This window comes from Ruegeria sp. H6, from assembly GCF_056532975.1.
The window spans coordinates 87,525-104,182 of the sequence record NZ_JBQFOA010000003.1 but is presented as its reverse complement, the minus strand read 5'-3'; the positions used below and the strand labels follow the sequence as shown (position 1 = coordinate 104,182).

15 protein-coding genes are annotated in these 16,658 nt (G+C 59.4%); 2 read left to right on the top strand and 13 right to left on the bottom strand.

Annotation, left to right across the window (positions count from 1 at the left end; genetic code table 11):
• Position 1: 1 nt before the first annotated feature.
• The 4 genes from arsB to ACR0AG_RS08395 are packed head-to-tail and all read right to left on the bottom strand — an operon-like array spanning position 2 to position 4,108.
• Positions 2-1,021 carry an ACR3 family arsenite efflux transporter gene (gene arsB, locus ACR0AG_RS08410; RefSeq protein WP_480837847.1) on the bottom strand — a complete coding sequence of 340 codons (1,020 nt, stop codon included), beginning with the start codon at positions 1,019-1,021 and terminating at the stop codon, positions 2-4.
• Positions 1,018-2,283, bottom strand: a complete 1,266-nt coding sequence (arsJ, locus tag ACR0AG_RS08405; RefSeq protein WP_480837846.1) for an organoarsenical effux MFS transporter ArsJ — start codon at positions 2,281-2,283, stop codon at positions 1,018-1,020. Before arsJ ends, arsB begins: the two co-directional genes overlap by 4 nt.
• Entirely contained in the window at positions 2,280-3,278 is a 999-nt protein-coding gene (locus ACR0AG_RS08400; protein WP_480837845.1) for an ArsJ-associated glyceraldehyde-3-phosphate dehydrogenase, read from the bottom strand. Before ACR0AG_RS08400 ends, arsJ begins: the two co-directional genes overlap by 4 nt.
• Positions 3,275-4,108, bottom strand: coding sequence for an arsenate reductase/protein-tyrosine-phosphatase family protein (locus ACR0AG_RS08395; protein WP_480837844.1), 834 nt, complete (start codon positions 4,106-4,108; stop codon positions 3,275-3,277). Before ACR0AG_RS08395 ends, ACR0AG_RS08400 begins: the two co-directional genes overlap by 4 nt.
• Positions 4,109-4,381: 273 nt before the next feature.
• On the opposite strand from ACR0AG_RS08395, the gene ACR0AG_RS08390 reads away from it, so the two are divergent.
• Positions 4,382-5,668, top strand: coding sequence for a TolC family protein (locus tag ACR0AG_RS08390; protein ID WP_480837843.1), 1,287 nt, complete (start codon positions 4,382-4,384; stop codon positions 5,666-5,668).
• A gap of 175 nt (positions 5,669-5,843) precedes the next feature.
• Entirely contained in the window at positions 5,844-7,100 is a 1,257-nt protein-coding gene (locus ACR0AG_RS08385) for a glycerate kinase type-2 family protein (RefSeq protein ID WP_480837842.1), read from the top strand.
• A gap of 7 nt (positions 7,101-7,107) precedes the next feature.
• On the opposite strand, the gene ACR0AG_RS08380 is transcribed toward ACR0AG_RS08385, so the two are convergent.
• The 9 genes from ACR0AG_RS08380 to ACR0AG_RS08340 all read right to left on the bottom strand — a co-directional run bounded on the left by ACR0AG_RS08380 (position 7,108) and on the right by ACR0AG_RS08340 (position 16,658).
• Positions 7,108-7,530: a MarR family winged helix-turn-helix transcriptional regulator gene (locus ACR0AG_RS08380; protein WP_480837841.1), complete on the bottom strand. Its 423-nt coding sequence runs from the start codon at positions 7,528-7,530 to the stop codon at positions 7,108-7,110.
• A 17-nt stretch (positions 7,531-7,547) separates the two neighbouring features.
• Positions 7,548-8,132 (bottom strand): amino acid synthesis family protein, encoded by a 585-nt coding sequence (locus tag ACR0AG_RS08375; protein ID WP_480837840.1) that lies wholly within the window; start codon positions 8,130-8,132, stop codon positions 7,548-7,550.
• The gene (locus ACR0AG_RS08370; protein WP_480837839.1) at positions 8,129-8,710 is read right to left on the bottom strand and encodes an amino acid synthesis family protein; all 582 of its coding nucleotides are present in this window, start codon (positions 8,708-8,710) and stop codon (positions 8,129-8,131) included. Before ACR0AG_RS08370 ends, ACR0AG_RS08375 begins: the two co-directional genes overlap by 4 nt.
• On the bottom strand, positions 8,697-9,560 hold the full coding sequence (locus ACR0AG_RS08365; RefSeq protein WP_480837838.1) for a UPF0280 family protein: 864 nt from the start codon (positions 9,558-9,560) through the stop codon (positions 8,697-8,699). Before ACR0AG_RS08365 ends, ACR0AG_RS08370 begins: the two co-directional genes overlap by 14 nt.
• Entirely contained in the window at positions 9,557-11,041 is a 1,485-nt protein-coding gene (locus ACR0AG_RS08360; protein ID WP_480837837.1) for a 6-hydroxynicotinate reductase, read from the bottom strand. Before ACR0AG_RS08360 ends, ACR0AG_RS08365 begins: the two co-directional genes overlap by 4 nt.
• The gene (locus ACR0AG_RS08355) at positions 11,038-13,773 is read right to left on the bottom strand and encodes a molybdopterin-dependent oxidoreductase (RefSeq protein ID WP_480837836.1); all 2,736 of its coding nucleotides are present in this window, start codon (positions 13,771-13,773) and stop codon (positions 11,038-11,040) included. The genes ACR0AG_RS08360 and ACR0AG_RS08355 overlap by 4 nt, the downstream gene beginning before the upstream one ends.
• Positions 13,770-14,600: an FAD binding domain-containing protein gene (locus ACR0AG_RS08350; protein WP_480837835.1), complete on the bottom strand. Its 831-nt coding sequence runs from the start codon at positions 14,598-14,600 to the stop codon at positions 13,770-13,772. Before ACR0AG_RS08350 ends, ACR0AG_RS08355 begins: the two co-directional genes overlap by 4 nt.
• Positions 14,601-14,744: 144 nt before the next feature.
• Positions 14,745-15,806 carry a 3-carboxy-cis,cis-muconate cycloisomerase gene (locus tag ACR0AG_RS08345; RefSeq protein ID WP_480837834.1) on the bottom strand — a complete coding sequence of 354 codons (1,062 nt, stop codon included), beginning with the start codon at positions 15,804-15,806 and terminating at the stop codon, positions 14,745-14,747.
• 9 nt (positions 15,807-15,815) lie between these two features.
• On the bottom strand, positions 15,816-16,658 hold the full coding sequence (locus ACR0AG_RS08340; RefSeq protein ID WP_480837833.1) for a 3-oxoadipate:acetyl-CoA acetyltransferase: 843 nt from the start codon (positions 16,656-16,658) through the stop codon (positions 15,816-15,818).

Here is a 16,658-nt window from a genome sequence, read left to right as displayed (position 1 = left end):
CTCAGGTCGCGGGTTCCGGAAATCGGGATCGTGTGCGGTTGGCGAAAGCCACCAGCGACAGCATAACCGGAACCTCGACCAGAACACCGACAACCGTTGCCAAAGCCGCCCCCGAGTTCAGCCCGAACAGGCTGATAGCGACGGCGACGGCCAGTTCAAAAAAGTTGGACGTGCCGATCATGGCGCAGGGGGCCGCAATCCTGTGAGGGACCTTCAGCATGAACGCGGCCCCATAAGCCAGTGCAAAAATGCCGTAGCTTTGGATCAGGATTGGCACCGCGATCAGGACAATGACCAGAGGTTTTGCCAAAATCGTCTGACCCTGAAGACCAAACAGAATGACAACTGTGGTGATCAACCCGATAATCGAAAGGGGTTTGACGCGGGCCGAAAACGCCTCGATCGCTTGTGTCGAGCCCAGTTTTCGGCGTGTCAGCAATCCGGCAATCAGCGGCAGGACCACATAGAGCACGGTTGCCAGAACCAGGGTCTGCCATGGCACCGATATCTCGGTGACGCCAAGCAGGAACGCGACGATGGGCGCAAAGGCGACAACCATGATCAGGTCGTTAACGGACACTTGAACCAGCGTATATGTCGCGTCGCCCTTGGTCAGTTGTGACCAGACGAAAACCATTGCGGTGCAGGGCGCGGCACCTAACAGGATCAGACCCGCCGTGTATTGCGCGGCATCTTCGGGCTGAATCCAGGGCGCGAAGACGTAGTCGAAGAACAGCACGGCCAGCAGAGCCATGGAAAAGGGTTTGATCAACCAATTGACCACCAGCGTGACGATCAGGCCGCGCGGTTGTCGTGCCACGCCTGCGACCGCTCTGAAATCAACGCCGACCATCATCGGATAAACCATGGCCCAGATCAGCAGCGCTACGACAAGGTTCACGCTGGCAAGCTCAGCCGACGCGACCAATCCGACCAGCCCCGGGGCCGCCAACCCGATCAGAACGCCGCCGATCATCGCAAGTCCAACCCAGACGGTCAGGTATCGTTCAAAGCTACTCATGAAATGGCCTCGGCAGGGTCAGCGGCGAGTTTGCCTGTGGTCAGCGTGGCCAGGGCGATCATGATGGCGGCCGTGGACAGAACCAGAGGCAAACCGCCAACCTGATAGGTCAAGCCGGACAAGAGGGTTCCCACAAGCCGTCCCGTCGCGTTGGCCATATAGTAGAATCCGACATCCATCGTGACCCTTTCCGATTTGGTAAACGTCAGGATCAGGTAGGAATGCAGGGATGAGTTGACCGCAAAGATGGCGCCAAATCCCAGCAGGCCTAAAACCAGAGTAACCGTCAGCCAGGTCTGTGGCCCGCTTGAAAGCCAGACCGCTATGGCCAATGCGGCGGGTACGCAGAACAAGGCCGCCGCCCAGCTTTTGGTGGCCTGGATCAGGTCGCTCTCGGTCCGTTCAGAGGCGTGCAAAAGCCTTGGGGCGTTAGCCTGAACCACACCGTAGAGGATGACCCAAACGGCCATAAACGTGCCGATCATGAAAAAGGCGGCGCGGTTGCCCTCTGCGGTGCCGTTCGACAGGACCGCGTAGAAATAGATCGGGATACCCACAACGAACCAAACATCCCGCGCCCCGAACAGAAAGACGCGCGCGGCGGACAGCCAGTTGATGTTGGCTGATTTTGAGAACACTTCGGAAAACTTGGCCCCCTTGCGCCCTTTTGGCAGGCCAGGTGGCATGAAGATCATGACCGCAATCAGGATGAGGCCCAGAACAATTGCCATGGACAATACGGCCCAGGTGAATCCGAACGTGGCCAAAAGGGCGGCGCCGATCAAAAAGCCAAAGCCTTTGACTGCGTTCTTTGACCCGGTCAGGATTGCGACCCAGCGGAACAGCCCGCCACCCTCGGACGGTGCCAGCAATTTGACGGCGGATTTCGAGGACATCTTGGCCAGATCCTTGGCCACGCCGCTTGCGCCCTGCACGATCATGACAAAGGCCACAGACGCGCCAATTGCCCAATACGGGTCCAGTTGCGTTAAAGCCAACAGTGCTACGACCTGCAGACCCAGCCCCGCATACAAGGTTGAGGTCAGGCCAAACCGCGCGGCGATCCAGCCGGCTGCCAGGTTGGTGATCATCCCGGCGATTTCATAAAGAACAAACAGATAGGCTAGTTGGACCGGTGAAAAGCCCATCATGTGAAAATACAACAGCACCAGCATCCTGAGTGCCCCGTCGGTCAGCATAAAGGCCCAATAAGCCGCCGTAACGGCGATATAGGCCGACAAACCTTCGGGGCGGGTCGTCATACCGATGCTCCGACCATCAGCGCAACATCCACAAGCCGGTGCGCATAGCCCATCTCGTTGTCATACCAGGCATAGATTTTGACCTGGGTTCCGTCCACAACCATTGTCGATGGTCCGTCGACGATCGAAGACCGGGTGTCGTTGGTATAGTCGGTGGACACCAGAGGGCGGGTTTCATACCCTAGGATGCCTTTCATCTCGCCTTCGGACGCAGCCTCGAAGAACCGGTTTACCTCGTCTGGATTGGTCACACGCTCGACCTCAAAAACGCAGTCGGTCAGGGATGCGTTCAGCAATGGCACCCGGACGGCGTGCCCGTTCAAGCGCCCTTTGAGTTCGGGGTAGATCAGCGTGATTGCCGTGGCCGACCCTGTGGTCGTCGGGATCAGCGAGTTCAAAGCCGACCGCGCACGGCGCAGGTCCTTCGCCGGTCGGTCCACGATGGTTTGCGTGTTGGTCACGTCATGAATTGTGGTGATCGAGCCATGGCGGATGCCCAGATTTTCATGAATGACTTTGACCACCGGGGCCAGGCAATTGGTTGTGCACGAAGCTGCTGTGACGATCTTGTGCTGGTCAGGGTGGTAAGTGTCCTGATTCACGCCATAGACGATATTCGCCGTCGGCCCGTCCTTGACGGGCGCGGATACAACAACCTTCTTCACGCCCGCGGCAAAATAGGGCGCCAGTTTCGCTTCGGTCTTGAACACGCCGGTGCAGTCGATCACAACATCAACCCCGTCCAGCGGTAGGGCATTCAGGTCCTTGGTGCCAACGAACGGCAGTCGCGTTCCGTCGATTGTCACGCTGTCACTGTCGTAATCGAAAGTGGCGTCCCAACGCCCATGTATGGTGTCGAACTCCAGCAAATGTGCGTGCATTCCCGGGTCGCCCACCGCGTCATTGATCCAGGCGATTTTTGCGCCCTTATCCAGCAAGGGTTTAAGGGCCAGTTTTCCGATCCGGCCCAGACCATTTATGGCATAAGTTGTCATGACGGTTCCTTGGCTGTCGTGCGGCCAATTTCATCCACGGCGGATTGCAGGGCGATCCGGTCCAGGCTTTCGACAGGCAAAGACGTGAAGGCTTCGATCCTGCGCTTGAGCGCGCCATAGGCGTTCTGGAAGGCCAGGCTTTTCTCGGCATCCGTCCCGGTGGCTTGCACTGGGTCGGCGATACCCCAGTGCCCGCTGATGGGTTGCCCTTCCCACGCGGGGCATTCTTCATTTGCGGCCTGGTTGCAGACGGTAAAGACGAAATCCATCTCGGGCGCATCCGGGCCGGTGAACTCTGTCACATTTTTCGACCGCAACCCGGATACGTCGTGGCCCTTGTCCCTCAGGACCTGAACGGCAAAGGGGTTGAGTTCTGAAAAATGCCGGATACCCGCAGAATAGACGTTGAATTTGTCTGCGGCGATCGATTGCAGCAGGGATTCTGCAAAAATCGAACGTGCGGAATTACCGACGCAGATGAATAGGACGTTGAATTTTCGATCCGCCTTAGCCTCATTTCCCGTTGCAAAGGGCATGCAGATGTCTGGGCGACCCCGGCAACAATCGACAACCAGATAGTCGAGCATTTGCTGCACGTTTTTCATGTCGATGGAATACAGCAGCGATGTTCCCGATCTTTGCTGAGCGATCAGCCCCGCGCGCTGCAACGCGTTCAGGTAGTTCGACAACGTACTGGGCTTGAGATCCAGCCCGGATGCCAGCTCTCCGGCGGGCACGCTGTCGGGAAACCGTCGCATCAGCATTCTGAACACGAGAATGCGCTGCGGATGGCCAAGAGTGGCAAGTTGTTCTGTGATCGAATCTAGCATAATTCATGAAATATAGAAATATAGATGAGTCGGCAAGCGATCTTTGGTCAGACCGCACGACCCAGACATTGGCAAGCAAAGCACCGGTGGTATTTAAGCAAAATCTTAAGGGTTAGGCGGTTAGCTGACGGCGTCCAAGACAAAGAAGTTGTTTAAGGCGACGGTGCAGCGATGGTTTTGACCTCTACACATTTTGCGTATTTATCAATTCTGCATTTGTCGGTGTTAAGGCTTGCGACAAAGCACCTGATCGCAGGGCTTTGTTTGACTGCGATGACCGGTTTGGTCGGGTGCAGCGATACTTTGCCAAAGGGGCAGGTCTCTCGGTCGCCGGCAACGATTCCGGTGCAAACCCCAAACGCGGCCGGCAATCTGGCAAGTACGGTTGCGCAGACTGAATTCGCCCGGCTGATCCGCGACAGCGTAGCCAGCGCGCCTTCAACAGCCGCTGGTGCAGCCAGTCTTGCTGCGTCCCAGTCGCGCATTACCGCTGAAAAGGGCGCGTTTCTGCCGCAGCTAAATGCGGAAACCTCTCTGACATCACATGGCGATACGGTTCCGATCCTGCGCCTGAGCCAGATTATCTATGACGGGGGAAAAACGTCAGCGCGTGTCGGGTTGCGCCGGGTTGAGGCGGAACAGGCCTGGCTCACCGAACTCTCGGAGTTGAGCGCGCTGAGTTTCCAGGCCGTCGAAACAGTCATCGATCTGGATCGAAACCGCAGGCTTGAGGCGCAGGCGCAGCAGAATTTGCAACGAACCACTGCCCTGGTCGCCGATCTAAAGGCCCGTCACGACGCAGGTGCGGGATCGGTGGCGGATTTCCTGACCGGGCAAGCGCGGCAATCAAATGCGGAAACCGAACTGGCGCAAGCACAAACAGAAGTCGCCTTAGCAAGTGCAAACTGGGTCGAAATCTTCAATGTTCCGCCGGGACAAACGCCTGCCATCCCCCCTGCGCCGGGTTTGGGGCGGAAAATCTCCGCCGCGCTGATCGACAGCAGCCCCCGATTGCGGACACAAGTGGCCGTCAGCAGGCTGCGCGCGCAAGAGGTACTGATCGCAGAACGCGCAACCAGGCCAACGCTGTCCGCGATCCTGGAAACGGATTTCGATCAGGGAAGCATTCAGGACGGTGCTCAGGCTCGGTTGGGTGTAGATATTCCGATCTATCAAGGCGGAACCGCCCGCGCCAATATTCAAACGGCCCGGGCGAACCTGCAACAGAGTGAGGCGGATGAGGATGCACTACGGCGTGAGCTCCAGCGCAGTCTGACCAGGGCATTGGAAGAAACCAATTCGATCCAGCAGCGTTTGTCCACAGCCCGCCGTGCGGTCGGGATCAGTGAAGACGCGCTGAAAGCCGCCCAAAGCCAGTTCGAGATCGGACGCAGCAGTTTGCTGCAAATTCTGGATGCGTTGCAAGAGTTGAACACGGCCCAAGTACGCGTCATCCAGCTTGAGGCGCAGGCCCGCCGCGCAGAATACGCAGTGCTGGCCGTCACAGGCGACATCCTCCAAGCGCTCGGGGTGCGCTTGCCGAATGACCCATCGCTGTGATGGTGGCAGATCCGCTTTCGACCACGTTCATTTTGGGATCAGAAATCGTTTTGGTTTGACTTCCGCTGCGTATCTGTCAGGGATGCAGACCAAGCTGACGGGCTGCGCCAAACAACCAAACACTTGGGCGCTCAATGGCCCGCCTTGAATATTGTGATTTGGATACCGGGTTGTAATGGAAGACAAAGCTTTTCTGACTTCGCTGTTTCAGGCCGCGGTGGATGCTGCGGATCCTGTCCAAGCCCTTAAGCCGCAGCTGCCAGATGCACCAAAAGGGCGGACGGTCGTTATCGGGGCCGGAAAAGGAGCGGCGCAGCTTGCGCAAGCGTTCGAAGCACTCTGGCAAGGATCCTATTCCGGTGTCGTTGTCACGCGATATGGGTATGGCGCCGAGTGTCGGAATATCGAGGTTTTGGAAGCGTCTCATCCCGTACCTGACCAAGCCGGAATTCAGGCGGGCAGGGCCCTTGCGCAACAGTTACAGGGATTGACCGAGGATGATCTGGTCATCGCCCTGATCTGCGGCGGCGGCTCATCCCTGCTGCCTTCTCCGCCGGGTGATCTGAGCCTGGCGGATGAGCAGGACATGAACCGGGCTCTGCTTGCATCCGGGGCCCCGATCTCGGTGATGAATGCGATCCGCAAACATGTCAGCGGTCTCAAGGGTGGCCGCCTTGCGGCCTTGGCGCATCCGGCGCGTGTGGTGTCGCTTGTGGTGTCGGACGTGCCCGGCGACGACCCGGCTCAGGTCGCATCGGGGCCAACGGTGCCAGACCATGTGACGCGCGCAGATGCCTTGCGTCTGATTGCCGATCACCGCATCGAGTTGCCAGATGCGATCATGCGGCATTTGCAGAGCGAAGAGGCGGATGCCCCTTCGCCCGATGCTGCCGAGTTTGAGGGCAACGTGGTGCACGTTGTCGCGTCGGCGGGTCTGTCGCTTGAGGCCGCTGCCGCGCTGGCCGAAGCGCAGGGCATCCCAGCCGTCATTCTTTCTGACGCGATCGAAGGCGAAGCCCGCGAAGTCGCCCGGGTTCACGCTGCCATGGCGCGAAACGTCTGGCACAACAACCGCCCCTTCGAAAAACCCGTGGTTATTCTGTCTGGCGGTGAAACGACAGTGACCTTGCGGGGCCAGGGCAGGGGTGGTCGAAACACGGAATTTCTGCTGTCGCTGGCGCAAGAGATAGACGGAGAACCGGGCATTGTCGCTTTGGCCGCAGACACCGATGGCATCGACGGGTCCGAGGATAACGCGGGCGCTTTTGTCGACGGCACCAGCTGTACCCGTATGCGGGAGGCAGGGCGCAACCCGGCGGCGGATCTGCTCAACAACGATGCCTATTCGGCATTTGAAGCGATAGGGGATTTATTTTCCCCGGGCCCAACCGGCACAAACGTCAATGACTTCCGCGCGATCCTGGTGCGTTAGCGAGGCTTCAGGCGATCTTTCGAAGCAGATCGAGCAACATCTTTTGTTCGGTTTGTGTCAGGGGCGCCAGGGTTTCTTCCGAGATTTGAAACCCGTCCTCGTAAAGCTGGTTCATCAGGTCTTTGCCGGATGAGGTCAGGGAAATGATGGACCGACGCTTGTCATCCGGGTCTGCGGCGACCTGCAGCAACCCCTTGGCCTTGAGACGGTCAACGACACCTTTGATCGTCGCGATGTCCATGGCCGCAAGACGTCCCAGTTGGTTTTGGCTGACGGCCCCCTGTTCCGCCACCCGCACCATTGTCGAGAATTGTGTCGGCGTCAGCCCTTGGGAAATCCGATTCTGAAAAACAACGGCATGCCGTTGACTGGCAAGCCGGAGAAGATATCCGACCTGTTCACTCAGGCGATAACCGGTTTTCGAATCCAAGATGCATTTTCCTTGATTTAACGAAGACCGTCTTTGCCCTCCGCGTCTTCGTGGGTCAAGCCCCCGACGCGGGGCAGGGGGCGGCCACTGTCGGTCACGGCGACTGCAACCATGATCTCATTGGCGCGCGGCGCGTCGTTCAGGCTGACTTCCATTCCGTCGAAATGGCTGCGCACATACGCTGCATCTTTATGGCCCAGGGGCACATCCAAAACCTGCCCCGGAGATCCCATTTTCTTGGAAGACGGCACCAGAGCCGCGCCCTTTTCCACTTCTTTCCGCAATGGCGCACCAAGCTTGGGATGCAGGATCGCGGCGGCGTGCTCCAACTCGCCGTTTTCGCCGACCATCGCGGATTTGCCATAGCTTTCCGCCTGTTCCGGAGTGATACCCAATGCCTGAACGCATTTACGCCCCAGTAACGCGCCCAACTCGGCGCCGATATCCATCAACGCGCTCAGATCCTCCTGATACTGACCTGCAAAAGGGTTTTCGATGACGGCGACGGCGACGGCCTTGCGCGTGGCAGGCGCGATCTGACGCCCAGCTTCGATATGGGTTTCTTCGATGTTGACTGCGATTTTGCGGATCTTTGCGTTCATCTCAGGCCATCCTTTCCGATGATGTCTTTGGCAGCCAGACCGCCCATCCGGTCGTGGATGCGGGCACCGGTGCTCATGACCAGTATCAGGGCCAGTTCGCCCGCCTTGGGCGCGTCGTTCAGGCCAACTTCCATGCTGTCGAAATGACTGCGGACATATGAAGCGTTGATATGAGTGATCGGCACGTCCAGCCGTCCACCGACGCCGGAGACCTTTTTGGTCGACGGTACGATCGCGTTGGAATCGTTCAGAATTTCACGCATCGCATAGCCGCCCGGAACATGCCAGAGCGCGCCATGCTCCAGCTCTCCGGCGACGCCGACAAGGGCTCCCTTGCCATAGCCTTCGATCTGATCGGCACCGCCTAGAACCTCTACCAACCGGGATGCCATCTGCAGGCCCAGGGGTTTGAGGTCTTCCATGAACCACTGGATTTCGGGTTCATACCGACCGGCAAACGGGTTTTCGATCACCGCGATGGCTGCCGCCCGGCGCAGCGGAATGTCCGCGGTGGGACCGCCTTCGTGAAAGATCTCTTCAACCGAATAAGCGGTCTTGCGAAGATTATAGTTTGGCATAGTGCGTCTCTGGTAAGGAAAGGTCGGGGAAAGGGCCGGTCATCTCGGATTGGCCCTGCAGGAACAGAGCTGACGCAGTGATCAGCCCTTGGTTTCGGAATGCCGCCGCGCATTTGCGGCCAGCTGACAGGGCACGATTTCGATCTTCTGAGCTGAGCTCAGCGCACCCGGTGACAACCGGCAGATCGCCCAGGTCGCTATTGTCATCCAGATCGCACGCCGGTTCACGCGTAATTGCCGGGTGACCGGGCAAATCCACCGCATTCGCGATCAACGTGGCGGCGACATCTGCCTGTGCTGCTGTGCCCGCCAGTGTGGTGACGCTGTCGGCGATGCCAAGGGACAAGCTACGCCCGTGGCGACCCGAGGTTGCGATACCGCCCACACCGTCGTCCGCTGTCACTTTGATCCGACCCAGGTCGGTGCCGTCATGGCCTTTGATCGCGGTTGCAAAAGATGTGCCTGGGCTCAGATGCAAGGCGATATCACCGCCATTGTTGACATAGGCCCGGTTGACCTGAGCGTTGCGAACCATTGCGTCCAGAACCTCGTCCGCAATGCTTCCTGCAACCGAGGCCATCCGCGTGAGGAATGTGGTTCTGGCGAAAGGAACGCAGGCGTCGTGCATACGCCGAGCAACAACACCCTTGGGCGGTGTGCTGAACGGTGACAGCATTTGCCTTAAAGCTTCAAACTCTTCCACGACCTCCGCAATGATGGTCTGAAACCGAAGGGTAGCTGCGGAATACGCGTCTTGCCGCGCACCTTCGGCCCAAACGATCAGGTCGCTGGGACCATGCTGCAGGTGCAGACGCTGCCCGTCGGGTAGAAGATGGGCAACAGGTTTCATCCCGGTCCGACTTTCCAGCGATAGTTTCCGCGATCCATCGGGTCGCCTGCCTTTGGGTTAGGCGGGACGTGACGGGCCGCGTCTGAATTGATCTCGCTGACGCGCTTCATCTGATCCACATGGCCGCCCAGGGCTGCATAGTCGCTGACCCGCAAGGTGAACTCAATCGGTGCCACCAGCGCTGGGGTGGGGACATAGCCGAACGAGTTCGTGGGCATGTCCAGAACGTCGACCATCACGGTGATGCCGCCACCGGGCCATACGTAAACGTTAGCACCGCCGCAGGACACATGGGTCAGCGCCTCTTTGACGGAGCGGGTCAGGCGCACGGGGTTTTCGGTGACACCGGCGCGTAAGGAACCGCCCGCACCCCCCATGAACAGCACCGAACACACTGAGGGTTCGCAGTTTTCGGCAATCAGATTGGCCGAAGCGCCAAGGGCTGAAGGAATTTCTTTGGGTTGTGGCACCAGATCGTCGTCCAGTTCAAAATAGGCAGACTGTTCTCCGGTTGTAGATACCATGAACAAACGCAATCCGGGCCACGCGATGTCGGGCTTGAAATCGCCCAGAATGACCAGCGGGTCGTCAATGTCTGTCCCGCCCCAGCCGGTGCCGGGATTGGCGACCTGGAAATAGCGCCCGGGGGTCGAACGTCGGCCCTTGATCCGGATGCCGGTTGGCGGGACGTCCAATTGTTTGCCCGTCTCATGCTCGGACAGAACGCCGGTGATATGGTCGTCGACCACAACCACTTCATCCACGTGCCCGATCCATTGTTTGGGAAACATCCCGATTGTGGCCGAGCCGCAGCCGACGCGCATCAGATTTTCCGTCACGCCATTGATGATCGGCGGCTGACCGGCGGCGACAACGACCTCGGTGGTGTGTTCGCCCTCGCCGATCTGCATGGTGACGGCTTCGCGATTGCACAGGCGCAGCAGCGCGTCGCAGGTGACGCGCCCCTCTTTCTTGCTGCCACCGGTCAGGTGTTCGACACCGCCCAACGACAGCATTTTCGAGCCATATTCCGATGTCATCACATGGCCAATCGGCTCGCCGTCCACGCGAACAACATCCCGTTCATGGCCGATGTGGCGGTCGGTGTCGATTTTGACCTTCGCCCCGCAATAGCTGAAGATGCCTTCGGTCACGACGGTGACCATGTCGACCCCGTCGACCTCTTGGCTGGCGATGAAGGGCGCGGGTTTATAGTCGGGATAGGTTGTTCCCGCGCCCACAGCAGTCACGAAAGGTCGGCTGCCTTTGATGATGTCGCCATCCCATTCATCCGACGCGCCTTTGCCCATGAAAGGCACAAGATCCTGTGCGCCCTGAATGATGGTAAGCGGATCCAGTCGCACCAGATCGCCGCCATGATTGGCATAACGATCACAGGCTCCGGCCTTGCCATCGGCGATGTAACACATGACGGGGCACGCATCGCAGCGGATCTTTTCCGGTTTTGCAGTATCGTTCATTGCTTGGCATCCCGGATGGCCGCGAAAACGGCGCTAGGGGTCGCCGGTAGCTTGCGCGGGCGCACGCCGATAGCGCGTCTTATGGCGTTCAGCAGCGCGGGTGCGGTTGGGATCAGCACATGTTCACCCAGCCCTTTGGCCCCATAAGGCCCATGGGCATCCTTGTCTTCGATGATGATCGTCTCGATCGGGGGGATATCGCCGATGGTCGGGATCAGATAGTCGTGCAGGTTCTCGGTGCGTCCGGGTATGTATTCCTCCATCAGCGCCATGCCGAGGCCCTGTGCGATGCCGCCGTGCACCTGACCCTCGACCAGCATCGGATTGATGGCCTGCCCTACATCGTGCGCGGCCACGAACTTTACGGGTTTGACGGTGCCCAAGGTCGTGTCGACCTCAACCACCGCCAGATGCGCCGCATAGCCAAATTGGGCATAGGGGTGCCCCTGTCCGTTCTGATCCAGCGGCTTTGTCGGCGGGTCATATGTCTCTGCCGCGCGCAGGACAAATCCATCGGCATCGGGGGTTAGCGTGCCAAGCTCCAGCACCTGCTCTCCGGCCGCGTCTTGCGCAACAATCCTGCCATCCGTGAACCGCAAGTCCGCGTCTTCGGCGACGTTCAGACGCTCTAGGATCGCCGCGCGCAGGGCGAGACCGGACAGGCGCGCGGCATTGCCCGAAACGAAGGTCTGGCGTGAGGCTGAGGTTTTTCCCGCATCCGGCGTGACATCGGTGTCCGCGCCAACCAGTTCGATATCGCGGGCATCCACCCCAAGCGCCGTGGCAAAAACTTGTGTGATCACCGTATTGGCGCCCTGACCAATATCCATTGCGCCCTGATGCATGACCACGGTGCCATCTGCGCGAATGCCGGACTTGATTGTCGATGGGTTGGGCAGCGAGGTATTCCCGCAGCCATACCAGCCCGTTGCCAAACCGACGCCCCGTTTCAAGGTTGGGTTCTGGGCGTTGAACGCTTGCGCAGCGGCGCGCTCGGAAGACCAGGCTGGACGCAGGGCCTCAAGACAGGCCTTGATTCCGACACCCTGATCAAAAACCTGCCCGCAAACGGTTGGCACACCGTTTTCAAGGGCGTTCAGAATGCGAAATTCCAGCGCGTCCATCCCAAGCTTGTCGGCCAATTCATCCAGCAGGGTTTCCTGCGCCAGGGCGGATTGCGGCACGCCAAAGCCCCGGAATGCGCCAGCGGGCGGGTTGTTGGTGTAAACGCCCGTCGCCTCGGCCAGGTAATGGGTTACATGATAGGGCCCCGAGGCATGAACCGGCACGCGGTTGGCCACGGTCGGCCCCCAACTGGCATAAGCGCCGGTATCGAATATCCCGCGAAAATCGAACCCGCAAATCTTGCCGTTTTCATCGGCTCCGATCCTTAGGGAAATGTCCGAGGGGTGGCGTTTGGTCGAGCTTTGCATGGATTCTGCACGTGTCAGGCACAGCCTTACCGGTTGCCCGGTCTTGAGCGCCGCCAGCGCCAGATAAGGCTGCACCGTCATGTCCAGTTTTGCCCCGAACCCGCCGCCCACAGCAGTGGGCACGATGCGGATCTGCGATCTGTCCAGGCCCAAGATGCGTTCCAGGCTATCCAGATCCATGACCGGCGCCTGCGTGCAGGCATGCAGTTCCAACCTGCCGTTGACGATTTCGGCAAAGCCTGCCTCGGGCTCGATATAGGCGTGTTCCACGAATCCGCTTTCAAAGCGGCCTTCGACCGTGACATGTGCCTTTATCAAAGCACCTTCGGGGTCGCCGCAGGTGACTTTGCCGCTGCACATGATGTTGTTTTCATGCCCCTCATGCAGCTGGCTGGCGTCCGAAACCTGCGCCGCCTTGGCATCCTGAACGGCTGGCAACTCGGTCCAGGTGATAGGCAGAGTTGCTGGGTCCAGAGATCGCAGCGTCTCGCGCGCGCCGACAAGGGCTGCGACTGCTTCACCCCGAAACCGCGTTTCCGTTTCTGCAAAAACGGGTTGATCTTCAAACCCGGGAATTGTGCCATAGGTCTTTTCGCCCTTTACATCTGCCGCGGTCAGCACCGCGGTCAGACCGGCCTTTTGCGCAAATGCTTCCAGGTCCCCCAACTCAAATGCTGCCCGTGCAAAGGGCGCGCGGATCAGCAGAACCTCAAGGCACCCCATCGGGGCCACATCATCCCCATATTGCGTGGTGGCCGAAATCTTGGCGTCGCCGTCCAGATGCCGGATCGCATCGCCGATCCGACCGTCCAAACCTTTGGCAACAGCGGGTGCATCCATGACCGCATCAATGATCTTGCGATAGCCGGTGCACCGGCACAGCACACCGCCCAATGAGTCTTTGACTTGTGTCTCATCCGGCTCCGGCGTTTCACGCAGCAGCGCCACGGCTGAGATCATCATGCCGGGCGTGCAAATCCCGCATTGCGCGGCGCCGTGATCCAGAAAGCTCTGCCCCAATCGGGCCGCGACGGGATCGGTTTTGGCAAGGCCCAGCATCGTTTCAACCGACCGGCCCGCGACTTGATGGGCAGGTGTCAGGCAGGCGCAGACCGGCGCGCCATCGACCAGAACGGTACATGCGCCGCAATCGCCTGCGTCGCAACCGATCTTGACGTCACGCTGCCCCAGGCCTTCGCGCAGCAGGTCTGACAGGCGTTGCCCGGGCGAGGCAAGCGGGCTGGCCTCTGCCCCGTTCAGGCGAAATGAGATCGGTGTGCCTGGTACATGTCGGTTCATGCGCGCACCGCCTTTCCGATGGCGCGGCGTATCTGCTGTATTGCAGCCTGCAAACGGTAATCCGCAGTTCCACGCACATCATCAATTGGGTTCAATTGCCCTAAATGTTCGGGCGAGATCAGAAGCTCCGCGGGGTTTTGGCCTATCAGATCCGTTTCCAGGTCGTGCAGACGCTGTGCCACGGCCGAGCACGACCCAACGGCCACGCGCGCGGTTGCGATGCGACCGTCCCTGTCCAGCACGATATTGGCCGCCGTCATGGCGATTGAGATCACCAGGTATCGTCGGCTGCCCAGCTTCTCAAATCCTGAAACCATGCCCGCAGGTGCATGGGGCACCAGGATGGCGGTTACCATTTCGTCCGGTTGCAAGGCGGTCTGGCGTATCCCGGTTATGAACTGCGACAGCGGAAGCATCTGCGTGCCACGCTTTGCGCTTTGCAATTCGACCTGTGCCTCAAGCGCGAGCAGCGGCGGGACCCCGTCTGCGGCGGGCGAGGCGTTGCAGATATTTCCCGCCATGGTGCCCGCGTTCTGAATTTGCAGGCTGCCAACCTCACTGGCGGCCTGTTTCAGGGCGTCGAAAGCGGGCGGCAGGTCGGCATGCACGACATCGGACCAGGTCACCGCTGCGCCAAAACGCGTGAAGGCTTCCGCTTGGGAGATCACGGTCAGGTCGTCGATGCGTGTGACATCCAGATAGGTGTTCGGGTGCTGCCAGGTCGGCGTTGAGGGATAAATATCCGTCCCACCGGCCACGATACGGGTGCCGGGCTGCGCCAAAAGGCCAAGTGCGTCGGGCAATTCGGTTGGTTGGGAATAGTTCATCCGCAAAGCCTGCCTTCGTTAGTGTGCTAACGGTAGTGAGGGGCCTTTGCCAAAGTCAATCAAAATATGTTGGCGATACCCCGATCGCGCGCTCTGTTGATGACGTCGAGTGGAGCCGAACTTTGGACGCCTTGGTTCAATGGCTCAGGTGCTGCCGAGGCTCTGCACGCTTTCCAAAAGTGCCTCAGCCAATGTCAGGCCCCGCCCGGTGGTTTGCAGCATTCCAGGCAGCAGCATCCATTCCAAGCTCCACATCGCGCCTGAACGTTCCTGCTCGTGAAGAAGGGTTTGATGCATTCCGCCGATCTGTGCGGCGTTGTAGTGGGCCAGGGTGACCAGCAGCTCGGCCTTTATCGGGTTTTGCTTGTGCGGCATGGCCGAGGATCCACCGGCACCCGATAGCTTGACCTCATCCACGCCCTGCTGCGCCATGAGTGCGATATCCTGACCGATTTTGCCAAGGTGGCCGGAGACCATCGAAAGCCAGTTCGCCAACGACACAAAAGCTGTCCGGTCAGTGTGCCAGGCCTGCTTCGGGCCTTCCAGCCCGAGGGCATTGGCCATATGGGCGGATATCTGATCGGCCAACGGGCCAAACGTTTCTCGGTTGCCGACCGGTCCGCCCAGTTGCAGCCGCAGCAATTTGCTTTGCAGTTCATCCAGACCGTCTTGCAGTCCAGACAGCGGGTCACGCCAGACGCGGATACGATCTGCCACCCGGATTGGCAGGGCCAGCTGCATCCGGGTTCGTCCGGTCATCTTGGCCGTGCCAAAATTTTGTTCCAGTTGATTCAAGACAGACGAGAGGTTGATCAACCGTTGCCTCAGAACCTCAAGGATCGGACGCAATGCCAACACAAGGCTTGTGTCGATCACATCTTGCGAGGTCATGCCCGTGTGCAACGCTGAGTGTAAGTCATCCGGCAAATGACGCTTGAGCAATCGTACCAGAGCGGGAACCGGCATCCCATCTTGCTCGGTACCTTGCCGCAGATCGTCCGGAGAAATGGGTGCGGCCTCAATCGCGCGTGCAGCCTGTTCGGCCAGCGTTGCGTCAACGTTACCAACCGCCCCTAGCGCTCTGGCATAGGCAGCCTCGACCGTCAGCATATGGGATAGCATCGCAGGTGCGCCGATCAATTCGGCTATCTGCGCATCGCCAAAAATCGCGCCTAACCAGGGATGAGAGAAAGGGTCCGCCGTCATCGCCCGACCTTAGCCCGCGTCGCCTGGCATCGGTAGCCCCAGGATCTGCCGTGCCTGCTGCCAAGTGGCGACAGGACGTTCATGCTTGTCACACAGGTCAACCGTGCGCCGCACAAGTGCTGCGTTGGAAGGGGCCAGAGTGTCCTTGTCCAGCCGCACATTGTCTTCAAGCCCGGTGCGGCAATGACCACCTTCGGCAATACACCATTCGTTCAGCGTGATCTGGTGCCGCCCGATACCCGCCGCGCACCATTGCGCGTCCGGGGCCAGCCGCTGAACCGTTTTGATGTAAAAGTCGAACACCTCACGGTCCACGGGCATGGCGTTTTTGACACCCATGACGAATTGCACATAAAGCGGCCCGGAAATCCGGCCATCCGCGCGCATCAACGCAGCTTGATGGATATGGCTGAGGTCGAAAGCCTCGATCTCGGGTTTTACCCGGTATGTCTGCATCTCAGCGGCCAACCAATCGACCAGATCCGGCGGGTTTTCGTAAACGCGGGTCGGGAAGTTGTTTGAACCTACGGTCAGGCTGGCCATGTCTGGCCGCAAAGGCAGCATCCCACCCCGTTCCTGCCCGGCGCCCGAACGCCCGCCGGTCGAGAATTGCACGATCATCCCAGGACAGAGCTGATGCAACCCCTCCAGCAAGCGGGCGAATTTATCGGGGTCAGATGACGGTGTCTGATCCGCGTTGCGCACGTGGCAATGGGCGATGGTAGCGCCTGCCTCAAACGCCTCATGCGTACTTTCGATCTGTTCTGACACGTCAATGGGAACCGCCGGGTTGTCTTCCTTGCGGGGCACAGAGCCTGTGATGGCGACGCAGATAATACAGGGTTTGGTCAT

What these genes read in the sequence shown, in the direction of transcription:
- ACR0AG_RS08345 (WP_480837834.1), bottom strand. Translation starts at nt 15,806, where the DNA reads ATGACGGCGGACCCTTTCTCTCATCCCTGGTTAGGCGCGATTTTTGGC.
- ACR0AG_RS08385 (WP_480837842.1), top strand. Translation starts at nt 5,844, where the DNA reads ATGGAAGACAAAGCTTTTCTGACTTCGCTGTTTCAGGCCGCGGTGGAT.
- arsJ (WP_480837846.1), bottom strand. Translation starts at nt 2,283, where the DNA reads ATGACGACCCGCCCCGAAGGTTTGTCGGCCTATATCGCCGTTACGGCG.
- ACR0AG_RS08355 (WP_480837836.1), bottom strand. Translation starts at nt 13,773, where the DNA reads ATGAACCGACATGTACCAGGCACACCGATCTCATTTCGCCTGAACGGG.
- arsB (WP_480837847.1), bottom strand. Translation starts at nt 1,021, where the DNA reads ATGAGTAGCTTTGAACGATACCTGACCGTCTGGGTTGGACTTGCGATG.
- ACR0AG_RS08370 (WP_480837839.1), bottom strand. Translation starts at nt 8,710, where the DNA reads ATGCCAAACTATAATCTTCGCAAGACCGCTTATTCGGTTGAAGAGATC.
- ACR0AG_RS08390 (WP_480837843.1), top strand. Translation starts at nt 4,382, where the DNA reads ATGACCGGTTTGGTCGGGTGCAGCGATACTTTGCCAAAGGGGCAGGTC.
- ACR0AG_RS08375 (WP_480837840.1), bottom strand. Translation starts at nt 8,132, where the DNA reads ATGAACGCAAAGATCCGCAAAATCGCAGTCAACATCGAAGAAACCCAT.
- ACR0AG_RS08350 (WP_480837835.1), bottom strand. Translation starts at nt 14,600, where the DNA reads ATGAACTATTCCCAACCAACCGAATTGCCCGACGCACTTGGCCTTTTG.
- ACR0AG_RS08340 (WP_480837833.1), bottom strand. Translation starts at nt 16,658, where the DNA reads ATGACCAAACCCTGTATTATCTGCGTCGCCATCACAGGCTCTGTGCCC.
- ACR0AG_RS08360 (WP_480837837.1), bottom strand. Translation starts at nt 11,041, where the DNA reads ATGAACGATACTGCAAAACCGGAAAAGATCCGCTGCGATGCGTGCCCC.
- ACR0AG_RS08400 (WP_480837845.1), bottom strand. Translation starts at nt 3,278, where the DNA reads ATGACAACTTATGCCATAAATGGTCTGGGCCGGATCGGAAAACTGGCC.
- ACR0AG_RS08395 (WP_480837844.1), bottom strand. Translation starts at nt 4,108, where the DNA reads ATGCTAGATTCGATCACAGAACAACTTGCCACTCTTGGCCATCCGCAG.
- ACR0AG_RS08365 (WP_480837838.1), bottom strand. Translation starts at nt 9,560, where the DNA reads ATGAAACCTGTTGCCCATCTTCTACCCGACGGGCAGCGTCTGCACCTG.